The 22,909-nt window shown below is 46.7% G+C and carries 17 protein-coding genes; all 17 read right to left on the reverse strand.

Annotation, left to right across the window (positions count from 1 at the left end; translation table 11 throughout):
* Window positions 1-13 precede the first annotated feature (13 nt).
* Window positions 14-1,123: an undecaprenyldiphospho-muramoylpentapeptide beta-N-acetylglucosaminyltransferase gene (gene murG / locus M1D71_RS20435; protein WP_145323174.1), complete on the reverse strand. Its 1,110-nt coding sequence runs from the start codon at window positions 1,121-1,123 to the stop codon at window positions 14-16.
* Between the two features lie 7 nt (window positions 1,124-1,130).
* Window positions 1,131-2,228, reverse strand: coding sequence for a stage V sporulation protein E (gene spoVE / locus M1D71_RS20440; RefSeq protein WP_458123427.1), 1,098 nt, complete (start codon window positions 2,226-2,228; stop codon window positions 1,131-1,133).
* Between the two features lie 48 nt (window positions 2,229-2,276).
* Window positions 2,277-3,698 (reverse strand): UDP-N-acetylmuramoyl-L-alanine--D-glutamate ligase, encoded by a 1,422-nt coding sequence (murD, locus tag M1D71_RS20445; protein WP_458123428.1) that lies wholly within the window; start codon window positions 3,696-3,698, stop codon window positions 2,277-2,279.
* A gap of 3 nt (window positions 3,699-3,701) precedes the next feature.
* A complete protein-coding gene (gene mraY, locus M1D71_RS20450) occupies window positions 3,702-4,670 on the reverse strand; it encodes a phospho-N-acetylmuramoyl-pentapeptide-transferase (RefSeq protein WP_047843751.1) in 969 nt (322 codons plus the stop codon).
* A gap of 12 nt (window positions 4,671-4,682) precedes the next feature.
* The gene (locus M1D71_RS20455; protein WP_458127313.1) at window positions 4,683-6,095 is read right to left on the reverse strand and encodes a UDP-N-acetylmuramoyl-tripeptide--D-alanyl-D-alanine ligase; all 1,413 of its coding nucleotides are present in this window, start codon (window positions 6,093-6,095) and stop codon (window positions 4,683-4,685) included.
* Window positions 6,095-7,582 carry a UDP-N-acetylmuramoyl-L-alanyl-D-glutamate--2,6-diaminopimelate ligase gene (locus M1D71_RS20460; protein ID WP_458123429.1) on the reverse strand — a complete coding sequence of 496 codons (1,488 nt, stop codon included), beginning with the start codon at window positions 7,580-7,582 and terminating at the stop codon, window positions 6,095-6,097. Before M1D71_RS20460 ends, M1D71_RS20455 begins: the two co-directional genes overlap by 1 nt.
* A 140-nt stretch (window positions 7,583-7,722) precedes the next feature.
* A complete protein-coding gene (locus tag M1D71_RS20465; RefSeq protein WP_440131295.1) occupies window positions 7,723-9,627 on the reverse strand; it encodes a stage V sporulation protein D in 1,905 nt (634 codons plus the stop codon).
* Window positions 9,628-9,769: 142 nt separating this feature from the next.
* Entirely contained in the window at window positions 9,770-12,103 is a 2,334-nt protein-coding gene (locus M1D71_RS20470; protein WP_458123430.1) for a penicillin-binding transpeptidase domain-containing protein, read from the reverse strand.
* A 12-nt stretch (window positions 12,104-12,115) separates the two neighbouring features.
* Window positions 12,116-12,547: a hypothetical protein gene (locus M1D71_RS20475; RefSeq protein WP_458123431.1), complete on the reverse strand. Its 432-nt coding sequence runs from the start codon at window positions 12,545-12,547 to the stop codon at window positions 12,116-12,118.
* A 27-nt stretch (window positions 12,548-12,574) separates the two neighbouring features.
* Window positions 12,575-13,525 carry a 16S rRNA (cytosine(1402)-N(4))-methyltransferase RsmH gene (gene rsmH, locus M1D71_RS20480; RefSeq protein ID WP_336761885.1) on the reverse strand — a complete coding sequence of 317 codons (951 nt, stop codon included), beginning with the start codon at window positions 13,523-13,525 and terminating at the stop codon, window positions 12,575-12,577.
* Window positions 13,526-13,543: 18 nt separating this feature from the next.
* A complete protein-coding gene (mraZ, locus tag M1D71_RS20485; RefSeq protein ID WP_017687291.1) occupies window positions 13,544-13,981 on the reverse strand; it encodes a division/cell wall cluster transcriptional repressor MraZ in 438 nt (145 codons plus the stop codon).
* A gap of 269 nt (window positions 13,982-14,250) precedes the next feature.
* Window positions 14,251-15,516 carry an adenosylhomocysteinase gene (locus tag M1D71_RS20490; protein WP_145323188.1) on the reverse strand — a complete coding sequence of 422 codons (1,266 nt, stop codon included), beginning with the start codon at window positions 15,514-15,516 and terminating at the stop codon, window positions 14,251-14,253.
* A 44-nt stretch (window positions 15,517-15,560) separates the two neighbouring features.
* Window positions 15,561-17,192, reverse strand: a complete 1,632-nt coding sequence (bshC, locus tag M1D71_RS20495; RefSeq protein WP_458123432.1) for a bacillithiol biosynthesis cysteine-adding enzyme BshC — start codon at window positions 17,190-17,192, stop codon at window positions 15,561-15,563.
* 156 nt (window positions 17,193-17,348) lie between these two features.
* Window positions 17,349-19,118, reverse strand: a complete 1,770-nt coding sequence (locus tag M1D71_RS20500) for an ABC transporter ATP-binding protein (RefSeq protein WP_458123433.1) — start codon at window positions 19,116-19,118, stop codon at window positions 17,349-17,351.
* A gap of 17 nt (window positions 19,119-19,135) precedes the next feature.
* Complete coding sequence (locus M1D71_RS20505) at window positions 19,136-20,017, reverse strand: ABC transporter permease (protein WP_458127314.1); 882 nt, start codon at window positions 20,015-20,017, stop codon at window positions 19,136-19,138.
* A gap of 47 nt (window positions 20,018-20,064) precedes the next feature.
* A complete protein-coding gene (locus tag M1D71_RS20510) occupies window positions 20,065-20,964 on the reverse strand; it encodes an ABC transporter permease (RefSeq protein WP_458127315.1) in 900 nt (299 codons plus the stop codon).
* Between the two features lie 222 nt (window positions 20,965-21,186).
* Window positions 21,187-22,884 (reverse strand): peptide ABC transporter substrate-binding protein, encoded by a 1,698-nt coding sequence (locus M1D71_RS20515; protein WP_458123434.1) that lies wholly within the window; start codon window positions 22,882-22,884, stop codon window positions 21,187-21,189.
* Between the last annotated feature and the right edge of the window lie 25 nt (window positions 22,885-22,909).

A 22,909-nucleotide genomic window follows, 5' to 3' on the forward strand; every position in this document is an offset into this window, starting at 1 on the left:
CCACAAACGCACTTCACCGGCGTGCAGCAAGACGTTGAATTTCACTTACAAGCACTTCAGCTGCATCGGGTTTCCCCAGTTTACGAGAGGCTTCAGCCATTCGTTTGCGACCCAATTCATCATTCATAATACCTGCGATGGCTTCGTACAGTACTTTGCCTGTAAGATCCTTCTCCAGCATCGTGAGTGACGCGCCTCCACCTTCAAGCGTGCGTGCATTGGCCTCCTGATGATTGTTGGTCACGTTGGGTGAAGGAATCAGGATAGAAGGAATACCCAGTGATGTAATCTCCGCAAGGAATGATGCCCCTGCGCGGTTTACAATCAAGGATGTGCAGGCAAGTACCTCAGGCATGTTATGTACATAAGGCAAAACATGCAGATGGTTTGGCATTGTCCCGAGTGAGCTGCGAATGGCTTCACGCGTTTCATCAAAATAGGTATCCCCTGTCACGTAAACCACATGTACATCATCCAGTTGTTCCAGCATTGGAGCCATGTCCACCATGGCCTGATTGATTGCTTTTGCTCCGCGACTGCCACCAACCACAAGAACAACACGGCTGTTCATCGGTACCCCTAGCGTGGCAAAACCACGATCACGGCTTGCCTGAGCTACCGTAGTGGCTCGTGGATTACCGGTGTAGATCACCTTTTTCGCACCGGAAAACGATTTTTCAGAACCTTCAAAGCTAACTGCAACCGTGTCCACATAACGCATCAAAAATTTGTTAGTGAGACCAGGAATAGCGTTCTGTTCATGAATTATACTCGGAATCCCCAGTTTTGTTGCTGCATACACCACAGGCCCGCACACATATCCACCCGTACCAATCACAACATCCGGTTTGAATTCCTTCAGCATTTTTTTAGATTTGCGTACACCCTGGATGAAACGCATGACCGTTTTCAGGTTGTCGATGGACAATTTACGCCGAAAACCAGTAATATCAATGGATTTAAAAGGAATATTTTCCTGGGGAACCAGTTTGCTTTCCAGCCCTCTGGTTCCTCCAATATATAGAAATGTCGAGTCCGGGTTCTCCGCCTCGCATTGTCTTGCTATGGCAACGGCCGGATAGATATGTCCACCCGTACCGCCGCCGCTAAGAACGACTCGCATCGCATAGTCACCTCGCATAACGGGATAAGTTCACTAAAATGCCCAGTGCTGTGAGCATGAGGGTTAATGATGATCCGCCGTAGCTGATCAGAGGTAAGGTAATGCCCGTCACAGGCATCATTCCAATAACAACGCCAATGTTAATGATGACCTGTACGGCGACCATTCCTACAATACCAACACCAAGCAGACTGCCAAAGGCATCCGGGACGGTCATTGCTACACGCATTCCTCTCCACACGAGCACCAGAAACAACAATAAGACAATCATTCCACCTATAAAGCCGAGTTCTTCGGCCAAGATACTAAAAATAAAGTCCGTCTGCGGTTCGGGTACATAACTGTATTTCTGTCGGCTCATTCCTAGTCCAAGTCCCGCAAGTCCACCCGGACCAATCGCATATAACGATTGAATAATCTGATAACCGGCACCCAGCGGATCAGACCAAGGGTCCAAAAACGCTGTGATACGCTGCAACCGATAGGGGGCTGCCGCGATTAACGCTGCAAACCCGGCTACGCCACCGAGAGCAAGCAAGCATAGATGCTTCATTCGTGCTCCGGCTGTGAAAATAATAAGCATGGATGCACCCATCATCACGGTGCCTGTCCCCAAATCAGGCTGTAGCATAATAATACCAAAAGCCAACCCGATCAATCCAAGCGGTGGCATTAGCCCCGTTGTGAAGGTTTTGATTTTGCCAGGTTCCTTGCTCAACCAGTGAGCGAGAAACAGAATCATGCCCAGCTTCATGAATTCTGATGGCTGGATACCGAACGAACCTATGCCCAGCCAACTTCGTGCGCCGCCACGAACTACACCGATTCCAGGAATTAGAACCGCAATAAGCATAATAAAACAGGCAATTAATATTGGCTTCGCATACTTCCTCCAGACCCGGTAATCTACATTAGCGGTTACGAACATGGCCACAAGCCCAAGCACTGCAAACAAAGCCTGTCTTTTTACAAAATAAAATGAATCGCCATAGTCATGAAAGGCAAGCACCGAGCCCGCACTATATACCATAATAATGCCGATGGCAAGCAATGCCAAAATACAAATCAGCAACCAAATATCTGGTGCCGGTCGCGTCTGTTTCATCAGGAGGCCACCCCTTGCATGTAAGTAGGGGCTTTTCCACCCCCCTACTTACAAGTTATGCGCCGCCTCTTTAAAAATGCGTCCCCGCTCCTCATAGGAAGCAAACATGTCCCAACTTGCACACGCCGGGGATAACAAAACGACATCACCGGCACTGGCAAGCTTCGATGCTTCCTGCACAGCAACGGTTAACGTCCGGGCAGCGTCCTCCTCATTATCGACGACCTTAATTTGCTTTAATCCGGCAAGTTCCGCAACCTTGGCAATTTTTGTCCGTGTCTCTCCAAGGGCAACGACAGCTTTTACCCGTTCCTGGAACAAGGGTAACAACTCCATCATGTCTGACCCACGATCCAGCCCACCGGCAATTAACACCACCGGTTCCTTAAACGAATTCAGGGCCATGACCGTAGCCTTCGAATTGGTCGCTTTGGAGTTGTTGTAGTACGCAGAGCCATTATGTTCTAGAACATATTCGAGTCGGTGTTCAACCGCCTTGAAGTCTGCAAGCGGAGCAGCCAGCACCGCCGGATCAGCTCCTGCCGCTACGGCAATGGCCACAGCAGCCATTGCATTTTCCACATTGAATCGTCCAGCGATGCCAATGTTCTCAATATCGATAATGATGTGGTGATCTCCGTTTTCATCCGCATAAATAATCTGGCGCTTCACATCATCCTCTTCGCCATCCACATAAGGAGGATCTGCATACACACCTTCATCCAACTTTTCGGTCATCGAGAAGGGGAGCAATCTGCCTTTGATGTAAGGAACCAGACCACGACATACCGGGTCATCCCAATTCAGGATGGCCACGTCGTCAGGTTGCTGATTGGCGAAGAGCTTGGCTTTGGAAGCCACATAATCATCCATGTCCCCGTGATAGTCCAGATGCGTCTCTGCAACGTTTAGCAGGCTCGCAATACGCGGACGGAAATCGGCCGTTCCTTTGAGCTGGAAACTGCTAAGCTCGACAACCATCCAGTTATCCGGAGAAGCTTGCTCTGCCGCTTCACAGAGAGGGGTTCCGATATTACCGGCAACGATCGGCTTGAGACCGGCATGTTCCAACATTTGCCCCACCCAAGTCGTCGTTGTTGTCTTCCCATTGGAACCTGTAATACCGATCATGGGTGCAGCACATAGATGATATGCCACCTCTACCTCCGTGACCACTTCAATCCCTAATGCCAGAGCTTGCTGTACAGGAGCAGCGTTGTAAGGAATACCCGGGTTTTTGACAACCAGCTTCACATCACTGTGAATCAGATCATCCGGATGTCCACCGCATACAACAGAAATTCCCAAAGCCTCCAATTCGGAAGCTTCGGGACACTGATCTCTCTCTTTTTTATCATTCACTGTAACCTTCGCTCCGGCACGATCCAGCACTTTGGCGACTTGTACGCCGCTTTTGGCCAATCCCAGAACGACTACTTGTTGTCCGCAATATGATTCAGGATGGTTCATGATTTACAACCCCTTGTTGAGATAAAGTCCAAGAGCGGCCAAAATTGCGCCTACCGCCCAGAAGGTAATGACAACACGCCATTCTGACCAACCACTTAGTTCAAAGTGATGATGAATGGGGCTCATTTTGAATACACGTTTGCCACGAGTCTTGAAGGATACCACTTGAATAATAACCGACAGGATCTCGATGACAAAAATACCGCCAATGATGACAAATAGAAGCTCTGTTTTCGTTACGATGGCCACTGCACCAATCGCACCGCCAATCCCCAGAGAACCTGTGTCTCCCATAAACACTTTGGCCGGATGTGCGTTATATACCAGAAAACCAAGCACGGCTCCGATCATCGCTGCTGCACACACTGCTGCCGGCATGGACGTGGCTTGCATCGCCACAATGGCAAACGCCCCAAAGGCAATCGCACTCACCCCGGACAGCAGACCATCCAGACCATCGGTAAAGTTAACCGCATTGGTAATGGCAAGCATCATGAATACGACAAACGGATAATAGAACCATCCGGTCCAGTCAAACGAGAATGACGTACCCGGAATAGAGATGGCTGTGCTGTGTCCATTCTGAATCAGCAAGAAACACATCACTGCACTGAAGAACAACTGCCCCAGCATCTTTTGTCTGGCCGTCAGTCCAAGCGAACGTTTGAACACAATTTTGATGTAATCATCAAGGAAGCCTATAAGCCCGAATCCCAGCGTAGCTACAAGCAAGACATAAAAGTCTGTATTCTTGACTGCCGAAAATTTCAAAAAGGCCAATGTGAACGCAACTAAAATGACGACGCCACCCATTGTAGGTGTTCCGCTTTTTTTCAAATGGCTCTGAGGCCCATCTTCCCGAACCTGCTGTCCGAATTTCATTCGTCGTAACAACGGAATCAGGAGCGGTGCGGCAATCACCGCCAGTATAAATGAAACGCCGATTGTTAACAGTAATACCTGAAAATCCATGGGTTCACCCCTCTAGTCTACTCGATTCTGTAATGGTGCTATTTGTAGTGCTTCGACCACGTCCTCCAGCTTCATGCCCCTTGAGGCTTTGAACAAGACAACGTCTCTTGGATGAAGTTTCTCCAGTAGATAACGGGTCATTTCTTCTTTATCTATAAAAGCATGCACAGCCTCTGCCGGCATATGCTTTCTTGCTCCTTCAGCAATCTTTGCTGATAGCGGACCATATACCAGCACCATGTCCATTTTGGCAGATGTAATATACTCACCGATTCCGAGATGCAGATCCTGCTCCTGAGGACCGAGTTCAAGCATATCACCAAGCACAGCCACTTTCATGCGGTATCCTTTCAGACCCTCTAATACATCAATGGCAGCCTTCATGGAAGTTGGACTTGCATTGTATGCGTCATTCAGCATGGTCAGACCACTTACGCCTTGAGTAACCTCAATGCGCATGCCTGTCAGTTTCAAGCGGGACAAACCTGCAGCAATCTGTTCTGTCGTCACTCCAAAATGACGGGCTACAGCGAGGGCAGCCAAGCAGTTAACGACATTATGGGTTCCTAACAGCGGGAGCGTAATTGCAAGGTCTCCAAACTGTTTGGTGGTGAAAACGACCCCATTCTGCGCATTCATGAGTCCGGTAGGATAATCATCATTGTCGGTTTGCAGACCGAATGTAAACCGCTGCAATCCCTCCGGTTGGATCGTTTCCGGCTCTTCAAGGACTTGAGCAATTAAAGGCTCGTCTCCGTTGTAGATCAGTAACCCGCCTGGCTTTAATCCCGCTGCAATCTCGGCTTTGGCTCTGGCAATCTCTAATCTGGACCCCAGCTGAAGCAGATGAGATTCACCAATATTCGTAATGATCGCTACATCAGGCTGAGCAATAACCGATAACTCGTTAATTTCTCCGCGGCCACTCATGCCCATCTCCAAAATAATAATTTCTGTATCCGGGTCCATGCTTAGTACAGTCAGTGGCAACCCGATATGATTGTTGAAGTTGCCTTGCGTCTTGTGCACTTTAAACGTAGTCGAGAGAATGGCGTCCACGATGTCTTTCGTTGTTGTCTTGCCGTTGCTGCCTGTAATGCCAACAACAGCAGCTTTATTCTCCGTTAGATAAGCAGATGCGAGTGCTTGCAGTGCGACAAGTGTGTCGTCAACAACAATGACTGCTCCTTGTGGCGGAATCCCATGATCCTTTTGCCAGATCGCCCCTGCGGCACCCTTCTCTAAACAGGCTTGCACAAATTCGTGTCCGTCAAACCTTTCACCCACTAGTGGAATAAACAAACTGCCTTCCAGAGGTTTACGCGAATCGGTAAACACCCCTTGGACCATTACATTGCCATGAACAGCAACGTCACTTAATGTTCCTCCACACATCTCGGCCAATTGTGCCAATGTTCTTTTTATCAATTGGATTTGCCCCTTATCGCTTCTTTGGCTATGATCCGGTCATCAAAATCGGTTTTGGTTGTGCCGATAATCTGATAGGTCTCGTGACCCTTGCCCGCAATCAATACTACATCGGCTGGGCTTGCCATTTCAATAGCTTCATGAATCGCCTGGCGACGATCCACAATCATCGTATAACGTTCAGCAGGAACGGATTCTTCAATCAGGCCCTGTTCAATGTCTTTGAGAATGAGATCCGGATCTTCTGTCCGTGGATTATCGGAAGTGACCAGTACAAAATCACTATATTTTGCAGCAATTTTACCCATAAGGGGTCGTTTCGTACGGTCTCTGTCACCACCACAGCCAAACACGCAAATCACACGTCCTTCGGCAAATTCCTTCACCGTCCGCAGCACATTCTCCAGTCCATCCGGTGTATGGGCATAATCGACAATCACAGCAAACGGCTGTCCTTCGTCCACTCCTTCAACACGTCCATCCACGCCCGGAACCGTCTCCAGACTGCGCTTGATCTCTTCCAGCGGAATGCCTTCTACCAGTGCTGCAGAGATCGCTGCCATTGCATTGTACACATTGAATTTACCTACCATGCGCAAGCGAATATCCGTGCTGCCTGCAAATGTATCCACGTGGAAAGAAGTCCCTTGTGAGGTGATCGAGATTTGGGATGCGCGTACATCCGCCTCTTCACCCATGCCATATGTAATCACTTCAGCCGCAGTCACAGAGATGAAATAAGCCGCTGCCGGATCATCTGCATTGATGACAGCGAATTTACGCTGTGAAGTGTCTTGCGTATATCCGTTACCCAATCGTGCGAAGAACAATCCTTTGGCTCCGCGATATTCCTCCATGGAATGGTGGTAGTCCAGATGATCCTGTGTCAGGTTAGTGAATACCGCAGTACGGAAATTCGTTCCCTTCACACGGCCTTGTTCCAGTGCGTGAGAAGAAACCTCCATAACACAGCAGTCAGTCCCCTTCTGAACCATATCATGCAGACTGCGCTGCAGATCAAGCGCCTCTGGTGTTGTTCCTGACATCGGATAGGTACGACCGTCATAACGCATTTGAATGGTACCGATCAAGCCCGTCTTACGTCCATAATCGCTCATGATTTTTTCAATCAGATACGTGGTGGTCGTTTTTCCGTTCGTTCCCGTTACACCAATCATATTCATCTTCTGGCTTGGCGAGTCAAAAAAGAAATCTGCCAGAACAGCCATCGCAAACCGGCTGTCCTTCACCAGCAATTGTGGTACAGGCAGATCCAGCTGCCGTTCAACAACCAATGCAACTGCACCAGCATTTACGGCTTTTTCTGCATAATCATGACCATCTACCGTATGTCCCGGAAGACAGATAAACAGATCACCCGGTTTTACCTGCCGGGAATCTGTCTGAAGGTTGTGGCATTCTGTATTCGATTCGCCCACAATACGGGCGGTGGTCAGCATCGATGCGAATTGTTTTAAAAGCACATGAATAACCTCACTTTTCCAATTATACTTCTGTTCTAGCTTGTGTCTGTATTGATTAATATCGTCAATACAGACACATAATGAAACGCGCCTGGATGAATTTTGTTGCGCCTGAAGTCGAAACGGCTTCAAAGCGTCCGTTATTCATCCTTCGTGTGATCATGCGCATCATTCAGCACATCCCCCATGTAAATGCGGATGGTTGAACCCTGATCTACCCTTGCCCCAGGCTTAGGCGCCTGATTAATGACATATTTACCACTGCCGGACTTCGCCAACATAAAATTCATGTTCAGGTCTTCGTATAGATCTTCAACAGTAGCACCTGTCAGATCTGGAACCGTCACGATTTTGGTCTCGCCGTACTTGTATTCTTTGGCGACCTGATCCTTCCGGACAGGGACGTTCATGTAATGCAGGGCATCCTCAAGGATGTTCTGTACAATCGGGGCGGCAACCACACCTCCGAATTGAATCCCTTTGGGATTATCCACTGCGGTATAGACCACAATCTGTGGGTCATCTGCAGGAGCAAAACCGATAAAAGATACGATATGCTCCGTCGAGGAATAACGTCCGTTGATAACCTTCTGGGCTGTACCTGTTTTACCACCGACCCGGTATCCATCAATAAACGCCGGACGCCCGGTACCTTTGGCGACAACACTCTCGAGTGCTTCACGTACTTGCTTGGACGTATTCTCCGAAATCACTTGGCGAACGAGTTCCGGCTTGGCTTCTTCCATCACTTCTCCCGTTACCGGATGGACCCAGGCTTTCGTAACATAGGGCTTGTAAAGTTTACCCCCATTGATGGCCGCTGACACCGCTGCAACTTGCTGAATAGGCGTTACAGATACCCCTTGACCGAAAGCAGTCGTTGCAAGCTCGACCGGTCCTACTCTGGACAGTTTGAACAGAATTCCACTGGCTTCTCCGCTGAGGTCGATTCCCGTTTTGGTACCAAAGCCAAAGTCTTTGATATAGGAGAATAGCGATTCTTTACCCAGCCTCTGCCCTAATGCCACAAATCCCGGGTTACATGAGTTCTCCACAACTTGCAAAAAGGTCTGGCTACCGTGGCCGCCTTTTTTCCAGCAACGCAGACGAGCTCCCCCCACCTCAACATAGCCTGGATCAAAAAACTGATCTTGCTGCAGATTAACCTTTTTCTCTTCAAGCGCTGCTGCCAGAGTAATGATCTTAAACGTGGAGCCCGGCTCGTATGTCATCCAGATCGGTAGATTCCGGTTGTATATCTCTGCGGGATATTGTTGATAATCAGCAGGTTCGTATCCCGGCCTGCTGGACATCCCCAAAATTTCACCTGTTTTGGGGTTCATGGCTATGGCCAGTGCTGAGTTCGCCTGGAATTTCACCATGGCCTGATCCAGTTCTCTCTCCATGATAGACTGAATGGATTTATCAATGGTCAGCTTGAGGTTAAGGCCGTCCTTCGGTTCCACATACTTCTCGGATGAGCCCGGCATTAGCCTTCCGGCCGCATCGGACAAGTAGGACACACTGCCATTTAAACCATTCAGCTTGTCATCATATTTCTTCTCGACGCCCGTTAAACCCTGATTATCGATGCCCGTAAAACCAAGTATATGAGCAGCCAGATCATCATAAGGATAAAAACGTTTATTGTCCTCAGCAACAACGATACCCGGAAGCTTCAAATCACGGATGCGCTGAGCTTTCTCCATCGTAATTTTGCGGCCACCGGGTTGTAGTCTTACAATCAATTCTCGTTTCTTAATGGTTGCCAGCACTTTCTCTTCCGTCATCCCGAGCAATGGAGCCAGCGCTCTGGCTGTCGTTTCAGCTTCCTTGACTTGTGCCGGAATGGCCATAATGGTCGGTGTTGTGACATTATAGGCCAGAGAGGTTCCATTACGATCCAGAATCTCCCCTCGCTTAGCAGAGTATGGAATATTACGCCGCCAGGATTCTTCTGCTTTTGCTGACAATTCAGGGCCTTTCCCGAGTTGTACATAAGCAAGCCTGATCACCAGGGCCGAAAATAACAGAACTAAAATCATTAAACTCCATAGCAGCCTGCGCCGCAGATTTACGCTTGTTCCCTTCACGAAAAGATCCCCCCACTCGTCCCAAAATCATGACATTCGTTCCATTCATGAATATTCAGGACAACCGGGGGTTAGAACAAGCTGTCAGAGCTCCTTATGGAAGAGAAGCCCCGTTTGTTGTTGGATCGCTAGAGGATTCGGATTCATTGGCAGAAGCATTGTTGTTATCTGTCTCTTCTGTTACATCGCTTTTACCTTCTCCGCCGGACCCCTCTTGTTCCTTCACTTCAGCATCTGACGACGGATCAGAAGAAACGGGAGCCTCATCCGCTATGCCAGTGACTGCGGCTTTGGCAGTCTGCAAATTCAGTAGCACGGTTCTCTGCTCACCTGCGACCTGCTCCGTTTGCTTCACGACATAACCTTCACCCTTGACGGTAACTCCAACTTTCATGAGAGAAAGCACTTCAAGAGCATCGCGGAGAGATTCACCTGTCAGGTCAGGAATCTTCATTTTGCTACTTTCTTCCGTTAGCAAGTAAATTCGTTGGCCTGGATTCATCGATGCGCCAGCCACCGGATACTGCCGAATAACATTATCACCTTGACCAAGAGTCACATAAGCAATACCTGCGCTTAGAAGTTGGCTTCTGGCCTGTTTGGCTGTCTTGCCACTCAGGTCTGGCGCCTTGGCTTGTACGACAGGGACTTCTTTTGACTTTTGATCAGAGGTTTTGATTCTATCTTTAGGAACTCCCATATATTGAAGGGTTTGGCTTGCAATTTTTTTGAAGACCGGGGCAGCTGCAGTTCCTCCCCCGATATTGGTACCGTCAGGTTGGTCAATGACAACTAATATCGCAATCTTCGGATTATTCACGGGTGCAAATCCAATAAAGGATACAACGTCTTTCGACTTGCTGTATGCCCCGTTAACTACCTTTCTTGCCGTACCTGTCTTACCAGCTACACGGTAACCCTCGATATAAGCGTTGCGACCAGTACCAATCGTTTGGTCTGCAACCACTTGTTCCAGATAACCGCTCACCAGTTTGGAAGATTCCGTGGAAATTACCTGACGAACAACTTTAGGTTTGATCACTTCCGTTGTCCCATCATTCGGATTCTTGATCTCCTTCACCAGATGCGGCTCAAGCAACTTGCCGCCATTGGCAATCGCCGAAATCGCTGCGACCTGTTGAATTGGTGTTACCTGTACGAGACCATGACCATAGGCAGCGGTAGCAATTTCGGATTTGTACACTAATGGCTTGATTGGTGAAGCTGCCTCACTCGGCAGATCAATACCTGTCTTTTTGCCAAAGCCGAATTCGTCTATGTAATGACGCAGACGTTCACCACCAAGCATGTTGTAACCCAGGTTAACAAAGGCAATGTTACTTGATCTTTTGACACCTTCGAGATAAGAGATCCAACCATAGGCATGTCCATTATCACTAATTGGGAAACCACCGATATACATACGCTTGGATTCAAAACTTGCATTGGGATCGAAGAGTTTTTCTTCCACAGCTCCTGCGAGCGTTACAATTTTGAATGTAGAACCCGGCTCATAGATCGATTGCGTTGCATGATTAATAAAGTTCTTTTGATCAGGCGTGCTCGCATACGTATTCGGGTTAAAGGTTGGCCAGTTCGCCATGCCCAGAATCTCCATTGTGTTCGGATCAGCAGCAATAACCGTCATGCTCAGTGGATTATACTTAGCAACAGCTTCTTTCATTGCATCCTCAATGTAAAATTGAATTGTGTCATCAACGGTAAGCCTAAGATTTTTCCCGTTCTGAGGTGGCAGATAGTTATCCTGTGAATCCGGAAGTTTAATACCTTTGGCATCCTTCTGGTAATTCAGATACCCGTCTGTGCCTGTCAGTGCTTTATCATATGAGACCTCAAGTCCATTGACAGCTTTCCCATCACGGCTCATATATCCCAGCAGGTGAGAAGCAAGTGTTTCTTCAGGGTAGAAGCGCTTCGACTCCTGAGTCATCACAATTGCATTACGGGCTTTATGCTCCTCTTGCAATTCCTCACGCAGCTCGTTGACTTGTGCCGCAAGCTCAGGACTGATTTTATATCCTTCACTGCGCACTTCACGCTGCTGGAAAAATTTGCCATCTTCTTTCTTTGCTGTGACCAGCGCTCGCATCTCACTCTCGCTCTTCCCAAGTAGAGCAGAGAGCCTGCTAGTAACGATATCCTCTACGCCCAGTTCGTTAATAAGCAATGGATTCACCGAAACCGTATACGCGGGTGCATCCGTAGCCAGAACGTTACCATTTCGATCCGTAATCGTCCCACGTGCAGCCTTAATCGTCTGTTCCCGCTCTACCAAACCGGCCGCCCGTTCCTGCCATACCCCCCCATTTACCACTTGAATGAAAAAGATTCGGGTTACGAGTACAAGAAAAAAGAGGGTAATACATCCCCCTATAAGCAACGTGCGCATCTTTATTCTTTTTATCATCGGAACACCTCTTTACTTACTGCTCGCTGTATTCGAGGACGATTCAGTACCTGTTGATTTAGTCGAACTTGTTGAGCGAGGTACAAAAATGACATCCTTGCCGGAAGCTTCAACATAACCAAGTTGTTTTGCATTTTCAATAACTTGATTGTTCAATGTTTCTTTTTCCACTTGCAGGTCTGCAATCGTCTTCTCAAACCCCTTAACTTCTGAAATAGTGGCCTGTGCCTGCTTGTTCAGATCATAGATATGAGCATAACGAGACATCAAGGCTCCTCCGACAAGGATCACTGCAACCAGGGTAATCAGATACAAAATCTTCTCGCGTGCCGGAAGACCCGTGCGACGGGTCACCACTTTGGTGGTTTCTTTGTATCGTTGCTGGGTCACACGTTCCTGGGACGCTTTTTCTTTTACAGCGAGATTACCACGTGTATATGCCATACTCCGATTCTCTCCTCCACTCTTGATCTACAATTTCTCGGCTACGCGCAGTTTGGCTGAACGAGCACGTGAATTTTCGGCCAATTCCGTTTCCGTTGGAATCAGCGGTTTTCTGTTAACTAAACGCAGGGTACCCTTGCCGCCGCATACACACAACGGAAAATCGGGTGGACATGTACATTTCTCCAGATAACTGCTGAAAATCTGTTTACATATCCGATCCTCAAGGGAGTGGAAGGTAATAACAGATACACGTCCTCCTGGTGCTAGACAACGAACAGCCTGATGCAGACCTTCCTCAAAAGCACCTAACTCATCATTGACGGCAATCCGTAATGCCTGGAAGCTGCGTTTGGCAGGATGTCCACCGGTACGGCGAGCTGCCGCCGGAATGCCTTCCTTGATCAGTTCTACTAGTTCACCAGTGGTTTCAATGGTAGACTGAGCTCGTTTTGCAACGATTACACGGGCAATTCTTCTCGAAAACTTCTCTTCGCCATAGCGATAGAAAATCCGAGCAATCTCTTCTTCTGACCATTCATTTACAATCTCTTTGGCTGTAAGCATTGCATCCTGGTCCATTCGCATATCAAGTGGAGCATCATGATTGTAGCTGAATCCACGTTCTCCTTCATCGAATTGCGGAGATGACACACCCAAGTCGTACAAAATACCATCGACCTGTGGTACACCATCCTTCATCGGTACATCCAGATCCTTAAGTACCTGTTCCAGATCTCGAAAATTGGTTTTCACCAATGTTACACGTTCTCCATAGGCAGCGAGCTTCTCGCGAGCATTATCCAAAGCCCAATCATCCTGATCAAGTGCGATCAGACGTCCCCCTGGACCAAGCTTGGAAGCAATCACGGAGCTATGTCCGCCACCGCCTAAAGTGCAGTCCACGTATATACCGTCCTGCTTGATGTTTAATCCCTCTGTTGCCTCTTCTTTGAGTACGGTTATGTGGTGAAACAACCTGCACCCCTCCTGACTTTATAAATCAAAATTAAAATCGACCAGCTTTTCGGCAATGTCGTTGAATGCTTCTTCGGATTGATTGAAATAACTCTCCCATATGCCTTTGCTCCAAATCTCCACCCGGTTCGACACGCCAAGAACAACACAATCCTTGTCTAGCTTGGCATACTCTCTTAAATTGCCCGGCAGATTTACCCTGCCCTGTTTGTCCAGTTCACATTCGGTTGCACCCGAGAAAAAAAACCGGGTAAACGCACGTGCATCAGATTTCATCAATGGCAGTGCTTTGAGCTTCTGTTCCATGACCCCCCACTCCTCCATGGGGTACACGAAAAGACACTGGTCCAAACCCCGTGTGACAACGAAAGACGGTCCCAGAGATTCGCGGAATTTAGCCGGAATGATGACCCGACCCTTATCATCAATGCTATGTTGGAACTCCCCCATAAACATTGGCCCACTCACTCCTCACCCGATTCTCCCACTTTGCCCCACTTTCCACCACCTAAGCATAATAGATTCGCACAAAAAAATCAAAATCCTTCTTGCATTGCTTGATTTTTTATTTTATAAGCATAAAAAAAACGTCTTTGATCCTGTCACTCAGGATCAAAGACGTTTCCCGTAAACGGACAATCGTATGTCTACCCGCAGCCATATCATCAATAAACCATTCTATACCCTTTGAATCGGTTCATCAGCTTGTAAATATTGGATCGAGCTTAAAACTTCCAGCTATCCAAGTATTTTTCCTGCTCAGCTGACAAGGAATCAATGCCAATATTCAGGCTTTCAAGCTTATAGCTCGCAACCTGTTGGTCGATATCGTAAGGTACATTAACCACGTTTTTACCCAGTTCAGCATAGTTTTCACTCACATAACGCAGACCAAGCGCCTGCAGAGCAAACGTCGTATCCATGATTTCGGCAGGGTGACCATCTGCTGCACCCAGGTTCACCAGACGACCCTCTGCAAGAAGGTACATTTTACGACCATCTTTGAAACGATATTCCTCAATGTTGCGGCGAACTGTGCGAATCGATTCCGAACGTTTAGCAAGTTCAGGTTTATTCACTTCAACATCGAAGTGACCGGCATTGCTCAGGATCGCTCCATCCTTCATCACATCGTAGTGCTCACCCGTGATAACATCCTTATTGCCCGTAACCGCGATAAAGAAATCGCCCAATTTGGCAGCTTCCACCATCGTCATTACCCGGAATCCGTCCATATGTGCTTCTACCGCTTTAATTGGATCAATCTCGGTTACGATCACATTCGCTCCAAGGCCTTTGGCGCGCATCGCTACACCTTTACCACACCAGCCATATCCGGCAACCACTACATTTTTCCCAGCGATCACCAGATTGGTGGTACGAATGATACCGTCAAACGCGGACTGGCCTGTGCCATAACGGTTATCAAACAGATATTTGCAGTAAGCGTCATTAACTGCTACCATCGGAAACTTCAATTGGCCCTCTTTCGCCAATGCTTTCAGACGAATAATGCCCGTTGTCGTTTCTTCTGCTCCACCGCGAATGGTCGCTGCGAGGTCAGGACGCTCAGATGCAATAATGGTCGCGAAATCTCCGCCATCATCAATAATGAGATCAGGTTTCACCTCAAGCGCACGAAGTTGCAGTGATTTGAATTCTGCAGGTTCCGGGTTGTACTTCGCATATACAGTTACGCCATCCTCTACCAATGCTGCGCAGACATCATCTTGCGTAGACAATGGGTTGCTGTGGGTAATCGTTACTTCTGCTCCACCGGCTTGGATCACTTTTGCCAAGTAAGCTGTTTTGGCCTCCAGATGAAGACAAATAGCTACCTTCAAACCTTTAAAAGGCAGATCCTGTTCAAACTGGCGACGAATTCGGTTCAATACCGGCATATGTGCTTCTACCCAGTCAATTTTCAGATGACCCTCTGAAGCGAGTCCCATATCTTTAACAATACTGTTTTGCAATGCAGGTGTAGTCATTCCATCTCCTCCTCGTTTATGTGTTTCTTCTATTATAAAGGTCTCTACAGTGCAATAACCTTATGCTCTCCACGGAATTCGCTTGAGGTCTTAATCAGTTCATCGATCCACTCGGTGCCATAACGATTCAGGTAAAAGAGTGCATTATGTACTCGTTCCTGCGGTTTGCCCGTCGGGAATAAGGAGTTTTGAATGCCGTTCCAGTGCCTTAGACTTACATTATGTTTATCTTCGATGGCTTTGTGAGTCTGCTGCTTCAGATAATGCATTTGCTCGGTGATTTTACTCAAATTGGTATCCCCAATTCCTTCCAACCCCGGGTGAATCTCCGAGATCTCATCCAACAATGGGCCATACAGATCCAGAAACGCTTCCTGAACCTTAGCAAATTGTTCCTCTACCTGAAATATCTCCTGCTGCGCAAGCCACTGTTCCTTCTTGTCTTCCATATGATACTGAACATCCTGAAAGGAAAGTCCATATTGTTTCATATGTTTGTGATGAACATCTTCCATAATGGTAAAGGACAACCGCGGCAACAAAATTGGCATTTGCAGCCCGAACTGACGGAATGCTTCGCGAGTCAAACCCCAATATGCAATTTCACCTTGCCCCAAAATAACAGCAGTTACAGGCAAAACGGAATCCTGCATCAAGGGCCGGGTCAATACGTTGTTACTAAAGCGCTCAGGATGTTCCCCTAGCTCCTGAAGCAAACGTTCCTCTGTGAAAGAAACCAGACCTTTACGATCAGTATACAAGCCATCCTTCAGCGTCAAAAGCAAACGCACACCTTCATGGATATAGAACAGATTGGCTCCATCCTCTGCCACTTCGGCAGGCATAGCATAACCAGCTTGTTGTACTAACGAAGATCCTTGTATATAAGCATTACGCAGCACTTCATTACGACGGATCAGCCGTTCAAAAACAGGCTGTTCCAATCTGCGCAAGTCTGGATCTGATGCATCCATTAGAATAAGTCCACTGTTGGCAAACAAAGCGGACATCATACGGGCAAAGGCATCACTCAGATTCGAACTGGATTGATGGATCTCTGTGATGCATTTCATCAATCCTGGTTTATGTATCGTATCAGGTAACAGATGTTCCACCTGTTCGATTACATTCATCCATTGTTCCGTATCCACTTGAACATTACTCACAGAATCTCTTCCTGCGAATCGTCCTGGTAACTTAACTTTCTGCATGTCTCCCTGGTGATCAGGCAGATACGTATGGTTAACTTCATCCCAGTCATGGTCTTCACCCGCGATCCAGAATACTGGAACTACCGGGCGCTGAAGCCTTTCTTCAGCTTCACGCGCAGCTGCAACTACGCTGGCGGCTTTGTATATGACAAACAGTGGTCCGGTGAGCAAACCACTCTGCTGTCCTCCTGTAACCACCAATGCACCTTGTTCTGCCAAACGTGTGATGGACGCATGAACCTCTCCATGGTTGTTCACCCGTTTATTATATATACGTAAATACTCTGCCAGATCACGACGATCAATGCGTGTGTTTTCCGATTGGTCCAACCACTCGGCACGCGCATGAAGTCCTGATTCCCAGCGAATGTCATACTCGTAAAGGCCACGCGCAGCTTCTCTTGAACAGATATAATCTTCTGCAAGTTTTGATCCGCTGCGGAGTGCCTCGGTAATACCGTTCATGAGGTCTGCCTCCTATTCTGCTTCAAAGAGCCTTACTTGATTGTACCGAATTCAGGGTCGCTTCGTCAAAAGAAAGTAATTAAAAAACGAAAAAACCGCCGAACAAGTCGGCGGCAGTTAATACATCAATAATAGCATATCGCTTTAGAATTTCTATTATACGTAAGGTTCTGCAACCCAGTGACCTTTGGAAACCTCAATCAATTGAGCATTTTCCAGGTTGTATGGGTCATTAGCAGGACCGCCAGATCCATTCTGAATCGGGCTCATGTGCTCTTCCGGCAGCAAGATGCGACGCTTGTTCGCTTCCACTTCCGGATCAGGCACAGGGATCGCTGAAAGCAATGTTTTGGTATAAGGGTGGACCGGGTTCGCATACAGTTCTTCACTTTCTGCGAGCTCAACCACTTTACCCATGTACATTACAGCTACACGGTCACTGATATGTTTAACCATCGACAAGTCATGCGCAATAAACAGGTATGTCAAGCCGAGACGTTGCTGAAGTTCTTCAAGCAATTTAACGACCTGCGCCTGAATGGATACATCCAGAGCAGACAATGGCTCATCACAGATGATGAATTTAGGATCTACAGCAAGTGCACGCGCAATCCCGATCCGTTGTCTTTGACCACCAGAGAATTCATGCGGATAACGGAGTGCATGACTTGGATTCAAACCTACCAGGTCAAGCAGCTCTTCCACTCTTCTCTTGCGCTCTTTAGAGCTGGAAGCCAGACCATGAATATCAAGGGACTCCCCGATAATATCCATAACGTTGAAACGCGGGTTAAGGGATGCATATGGATCTTGGAAGATCATCTGCATATCTTTACGCATTTCTTTCATTTTGCGCGGGGGCAGCTTGTAGATATCCGTTCCGTTAAAGTTAACATTTCCACCAGTTGGCTCATAAAGACGCAGAATAGTACGACCTGTTGTGGATTTACCACAGCCGGACTCGCCTACAACGCCAAGTGTTTCACCTTCAAAGATATCAAAGCTTACGTCATTGACCGCTTTGAGAATGTTACCTTTACCCAAATTAAAGTATTGTTTCAAGTTTTTCACTTGTACCAAAGGCTTGTTGCTGCCTTTGATAATACCAGCCGGAGTTGGTTTCTCCTTTTTGGGCTCGTCCAGGCGTGGCAAAGCATTCAGCAACTTAATCGTATATGGATGTTGAGGGTTACTAAAGATTTCAGCAGTTGTTCCTGTTTCAACAACTTCGCCTTCTTTCATAACAACAACACGGTCACACATCCCTGCTACAACACCAAGGTCATGCGTAATGAGCATAATTGATGTTCCAAGCTTTTGCTGCATATCTTTCATTACATCCAGGATTTGAGCCTGGATTGTAACGTCAAGTGCAGTTGTCGGCTCATCCGCAATCAGAAGAGATGGACGACAAGCAAGCGCGATTGCAATCATCGCACGCTGACGCATACCACCAGAGAATTGGTGAGGATAATGGTTCATGCGGATATCTGCATTTTTGATACCTACAAGCTCCAACATTTCCAAAGCACTTTTCTTAGCCTCTTGCTTGGACATGTTCTGATGCTTCCGAAGTACTTCCGTTATTTGTTTACCAATTTTAATGGTAGGATTCAAAGAAGTCATTGGATCCTGGAAGATCATACCGATATCTTTACCACGGATGGCTTCCATTTGTTTATCCGTCTTATTCAGCAGGTCTTGCCCGTGAAAAGTAATTTCTCCGCTTTTGACCTTCGAAGGCGGGGAGGGAATCAATTTCATGATGGTTTGGGCGGTAACACTCTTACCACTACCCGATTCACCTACGATCCCCAGCGTCTCTCCTTTGCCAATTTCAAAACTCACATTTTTAACGGCATCAAATTCACCAGAACGTGTTGAGAACGACACACTCAGGTCTTTGACTGTTAAAATCGGCTCCATAATCCCACCTCCTATTTCTATTTACGTAATTTCGGATCGAGTGCGTCGCGCAGTCCGTCTCCGAGCAAGTTAAATGCAAGCATTGTAAGAACCATCAGACCTGCAGGGAACCACATCCGCCACGGGAATAGCGTCCAGCCTGTAAGTGCATCATTGATCATAGAACCAAGTGAAGATCTTGGTGCAGATACACCTAATCCAAGGAAGCTCAGGAACGCTTCGGCAAAGATTGCATTTGGAATGGACAACGTCAATGTTACAAGAATCGGTCCTATTGCATTGGGCAGCAAATGACGGAACAATTGACGCCCTGTGCTTGCTCCCATGGATCGTGCAGCAAGAATAAAGTCTCTGTTTTTGAGTTGCATAATTTCACCACGCACAATCCATGACATGCTGATCCAGCCTGTGATGGTGAGGGCAATGATAATCGTTGTCAGACTTGGTTCCAATACAACCAGCAACAAAATTACAACCAGCATGTACGGCAAGGAATAGAGGATTTCGGAAAACTTGTTCATAATTCCATCTACACGTCCACCGTAGAAACCCATGATCGCTCCATAAATAACCCCGATAACAAGGTCAATCAAGGCTGCGGCCAAACCTACAGTAAGGGATACACGTGCTCCTACCCAAGTTCTTACCCACACGTCACGACCAAGCTCGTCCGTACCGAACCAGTGCTCCGCACTCGGCGCTGCATTGGCATTCATCAAATCATTGGAATAATAATTATAACTTGTAAACAAAGAAGTTGGACCAATCAAAGAGAAAATCACGACAAGAAACAATACACCTAGACTAATCATTGCAGCCTTATTGGTTGCAAGTCTGTACATGGCATCTTTAAAAAGGGATACACTTTCTTGCGGTTTAACCGCTGCCTGACTAGTCAGGTCAGTGTTCGCCGTTTCATTGTTTTTATTATTCGTGCCAGACAACGTTATGCCCCCTTCCGGCTTTCCAGCTTAATTCTAGGATCAATCAGCACGTAAGCGATATCCGTAAAGAAACGCGCCAACATCAGGAGGATACCATAGAAAATCGTAATCCCCATGATCATGGTGTAATCACGGTTTGTGATACTCTCTACGAATACTTTACCAATTCCCCCGATGTTAAAGATCTGTTCAATTACAACGGATCCTGTGATGATATTCGCTGTCATTGGACCAACATAAGTTACTACCGGTAGAATACCGTTTCTTACAACGTGTTTAAACATAATTGCAGGCCATTTCAGACCTTTGGCTTTAGCTGTTTTGATATAATCTGCATGCAAGACTTCGAGCATGCTCGAACGCGTCAAACGAGCGATAAAAGCAATCGGAGATGCAGATAGCGCCGCAACCGGAAGAACGTAATCCAATGGACCATCGAAGCCCATAACGTTAAACCAGCCTAATTTAGTAGCAAAGAGATACTGCAATAGTGACGCAAGCAAGAAGCTCGGAACAGCTATACCTATGACAGCGAGGATCATCGTGACATCATCAATGAGTTTACGATGATAAACTGCAGCAATAAGTCCCAGTAAAACACCCACGATAATGGAGATAACAATTGCAAACACTCCAAGCTTCAGCGAAGCGGTGAATGTTTCGCCGATCATTCCGGCTACATCTCGATTGAGATATTTCATTGAAACCCCGAAATCTCCCTTAATGATTCCACCCATATACTTCAGGTATTGTTCATACATCGGTTTGTCCAATCCATACTTCTGTTCCAGCAAGACCCGAATTTCAGGCGATACTTTTTTCTCGGATGTAAAAGGGTCACCCGGAATAGCCTTCATCAGGAAGAAGGTTGCAGATGCGAGTATGAAAAGCGATAGCAGCATAAATAATAGTTTTTTCAACACATACTTAACCAACCCTTGCACACCTCCACAAACAATATTTTGTATACAAATCGATTGTAGAATTAGACAGAAATAAAGTCCAATCCATTTATCGGAAATTTCAAGAATTATAAGGAAAATCGGTGCACATACAAAAAATCGGGATATATATGGAATTCCACATATATATCCCGAAGTATTCATATTAGACTTCAGAACAACTTATTTCTCTTCTAGATATGCACGTGTGAAGTCAATAGCTCCACTGAAATCAAGTTGTACGCCTTTCAGGTAAGGCTTGGTCAAAGATACGTTAGTGTAGTAATAAATTGGCAAAACGCCCATTTCATCTTGAATCAGGATTTTCTCAGCGTCAGCAAATGCAGCCATACGTGTAGCTGGATCAGCAGATTTCACAGTTTCTTTAACATCTTTGTCATACTGTTCGTTGCTGAATTTGGAATCATTGTTTGTGTTTCCAGTAGTCCACATTTCCAAGAAGTTGTATGGATCGTTGTAGTCAGCAGACCAACCTGCACGAGCTACTTGGAAGTTTTGATTTTGACGGTTCTCAAGGAATACGCCCCACTCTTGGTTTTCTGTTTTCACATCAACACCAAGATTTTGTTTCCACATGTCAGCAACCGCCAAAGCGATTTTTGCGTGACCATCACTAGTATTGTAGATCAAAGTAACAGCTGGCAATGTTGTGTAACCTTCTTCTTTCATACCTTCAGCAAGCAATGCTTTTGCTTCGTCCACATTTTCTGTGAAATAATCGTCTTTGTGCTCATCACGGAATTCGCCGTTTTCACCACGGATACCTGGAGGTACAAAGCCGAATGCTGGAATTTGTCCACCTTGTGTTACTTTGTCAACAATCAGTTGACGGTTAATGGACATTGCAAATGCTTTACGGATTTTAACGTTGTTAAATGGTGCTTCGTTTACGTTGAACTGGTAGTAGTACGTACTTGCAATACCAGTAGCTTTGAACTCGTCCGGCAATTCCGCTTTTACAGAAGGAATTTGGTCGGATGGAATTTCACCGTTAGGTGCACCAGTGTAGTCCAATTGTCCTGATTTGTAAGCTTGCAGTTCGGAAGCACTGCTGTTAGTCAGAGACATATCAATTTGAGCCAATTTAATATCGGCAGCTGCATGGTAACCATCGTTTTTCTTCACAACAATTTTTTGACCTTTAGCGTATTGATCCATTACAAATGGTCCGTTAACGATCATGTTTTTGTAGTCTGTGAAGAATTTGTCATTCGTGTCAGCAGATGCATGTACTGGGTAGTACGTGTAGAATGCTGTCAGACCCAAGAAATAAGGTGTTGGGTTTTCCAACGTTACTTCCAGTGTGTGCTCATCAGTAGCTTTAACGCCTACTTGTGAGAAATCTGTGATTTTAGTACCAGTGTATGTTTCATCTTTGCTGAGGTTGTAACCTTCAGCACCTTTGATGTAGTACAATTGGTATGCATATGGAGAAGCTGTTTCCGGTTTCAAAGCGCGTTCCCAAGAACGAACAAAGTCTTCGGCAGTGATTGCATCACCGTTGCTCCATTTAGCTTCCGGGTTCAGGTTGAAAACATATTTCAAACCATCTTCGGAGATTGTCCAGTCTTTAGCTACGCCTGCTTGTTCTTTACCATCAGCATCGATGCGTACAAGACCTTCATACAAGAATTTCAGAACAGTGTTGGTTTGGCTGTCTTTTGCTTGAGCCGGGTCCAACGTAGGAGGTTCAGCTGACAGGTTGATTTTCAGGATTTGATCTTTAGCAAGACCATTTCCTTCGTTTGCAGAACCAGTATCGGTGTTACCTGTGCCTTCGTTTTTCGATCCGCACGCTGCAAGTACGGTACCGAACGCCAAAATCAGCGTCAAAAGGACTAATAGACTTTTCCTTTTCATCTAACACGTTCCCCCTAAATTGATA

The sequence above is a fragment of the Paenibacillus sp. Z3-2 genome (assembly GCF_054161325.1).

Bases quoted from the DNA above. Each gene is read 5' to 3' on its own strand.
- murG (WP_145323174.1), bottom strand. From the start codon at position 1,123: ATGCGAGTCGTTCTTAGCGGCGGCGGTACGGGTGGACATATCTATCCG.
- spoVE (WP_458123427.1), bottom strand. From the start codon at position 2,228: ATGAAACAGACGCGACCGGCACCAGATATTTGGTTGCTGATTTGTATT.
- murD (WP_458123428.1), bottom strand. From the start codon at position 3,698: ATGAACCATCCTGAATCATATTGCGGACAACAAGTAGTCGTTCTGGGA.
- mraY (WP_047843751.1), bottom strand. From the start codon at position 4,670: ATGGATTTTCAGGTATTACTGTTAACAATCGGCGTTTCATTTATACTG.
- M1D71_RS20465 (WP_440131295.1), bottom strand. From the start codon at position 9,627: ATGATTTTAGTTCTGTTATTTTCGGCCCTGGTGATCAGGCTTGCTTAT.
- M1D71_RS20470 (WP_458123430.1), bottom strand. From the start codon at position 12,103: ATGATAAAAAGAATAAAGATGCGCACGTTGCTTATAGGGGGATGTATT.
- M1D71_RS20475 (WP_458123431.1), bottom strand. From the start codon at position 12,547: ATGGCATATACACGTGGTAATCTCGCTGTAAAAGAAAAAGCGTCCCAG.
- mraZ (WP_017687291.1), bottom strand. From the start codon at position 13,981: ATGTTTATGGGGGAGTTCCAACATAGCATTGATGATAAGGGTCGGGTC.
- M1D71_RS20490 (WP_145323188.1), bottom strand. From the start codon at position 15,516: ATGACTACACCTGCATTGCAAAACAGTATTGTTAAAGATATGGGACTC.
- bshC (WP_458123432.1), bottom strand. From the start codon at position 17,192: ATGAACGGTATTACCGAGGCACTCCGCAGCGGATCAAAACTTGCAGAA.
- M1D71_RS20500 (WP_458123433.1), bottom strand. From the start codon at position 19,118: ATGGAGCCGATTTTAACAGTCAAAGACCTGAGTGTGTCGTTCTCAACA.
- M1D71_RS20510 (WP_458127315.1), bottom strand. From the start codon at position 20,964: ATGCTGCTATCGCTTTTCATACTCGCATCTGCAACCTTCTTCCTGATG.
- M1D71_RS20515 (WP_458123434.1), bottom strand. From the start codon at position 22,884: ATGAAAAGGAAAAGTCTATTAGTCCTTTTGACGCTGATTTTGGCGTTC.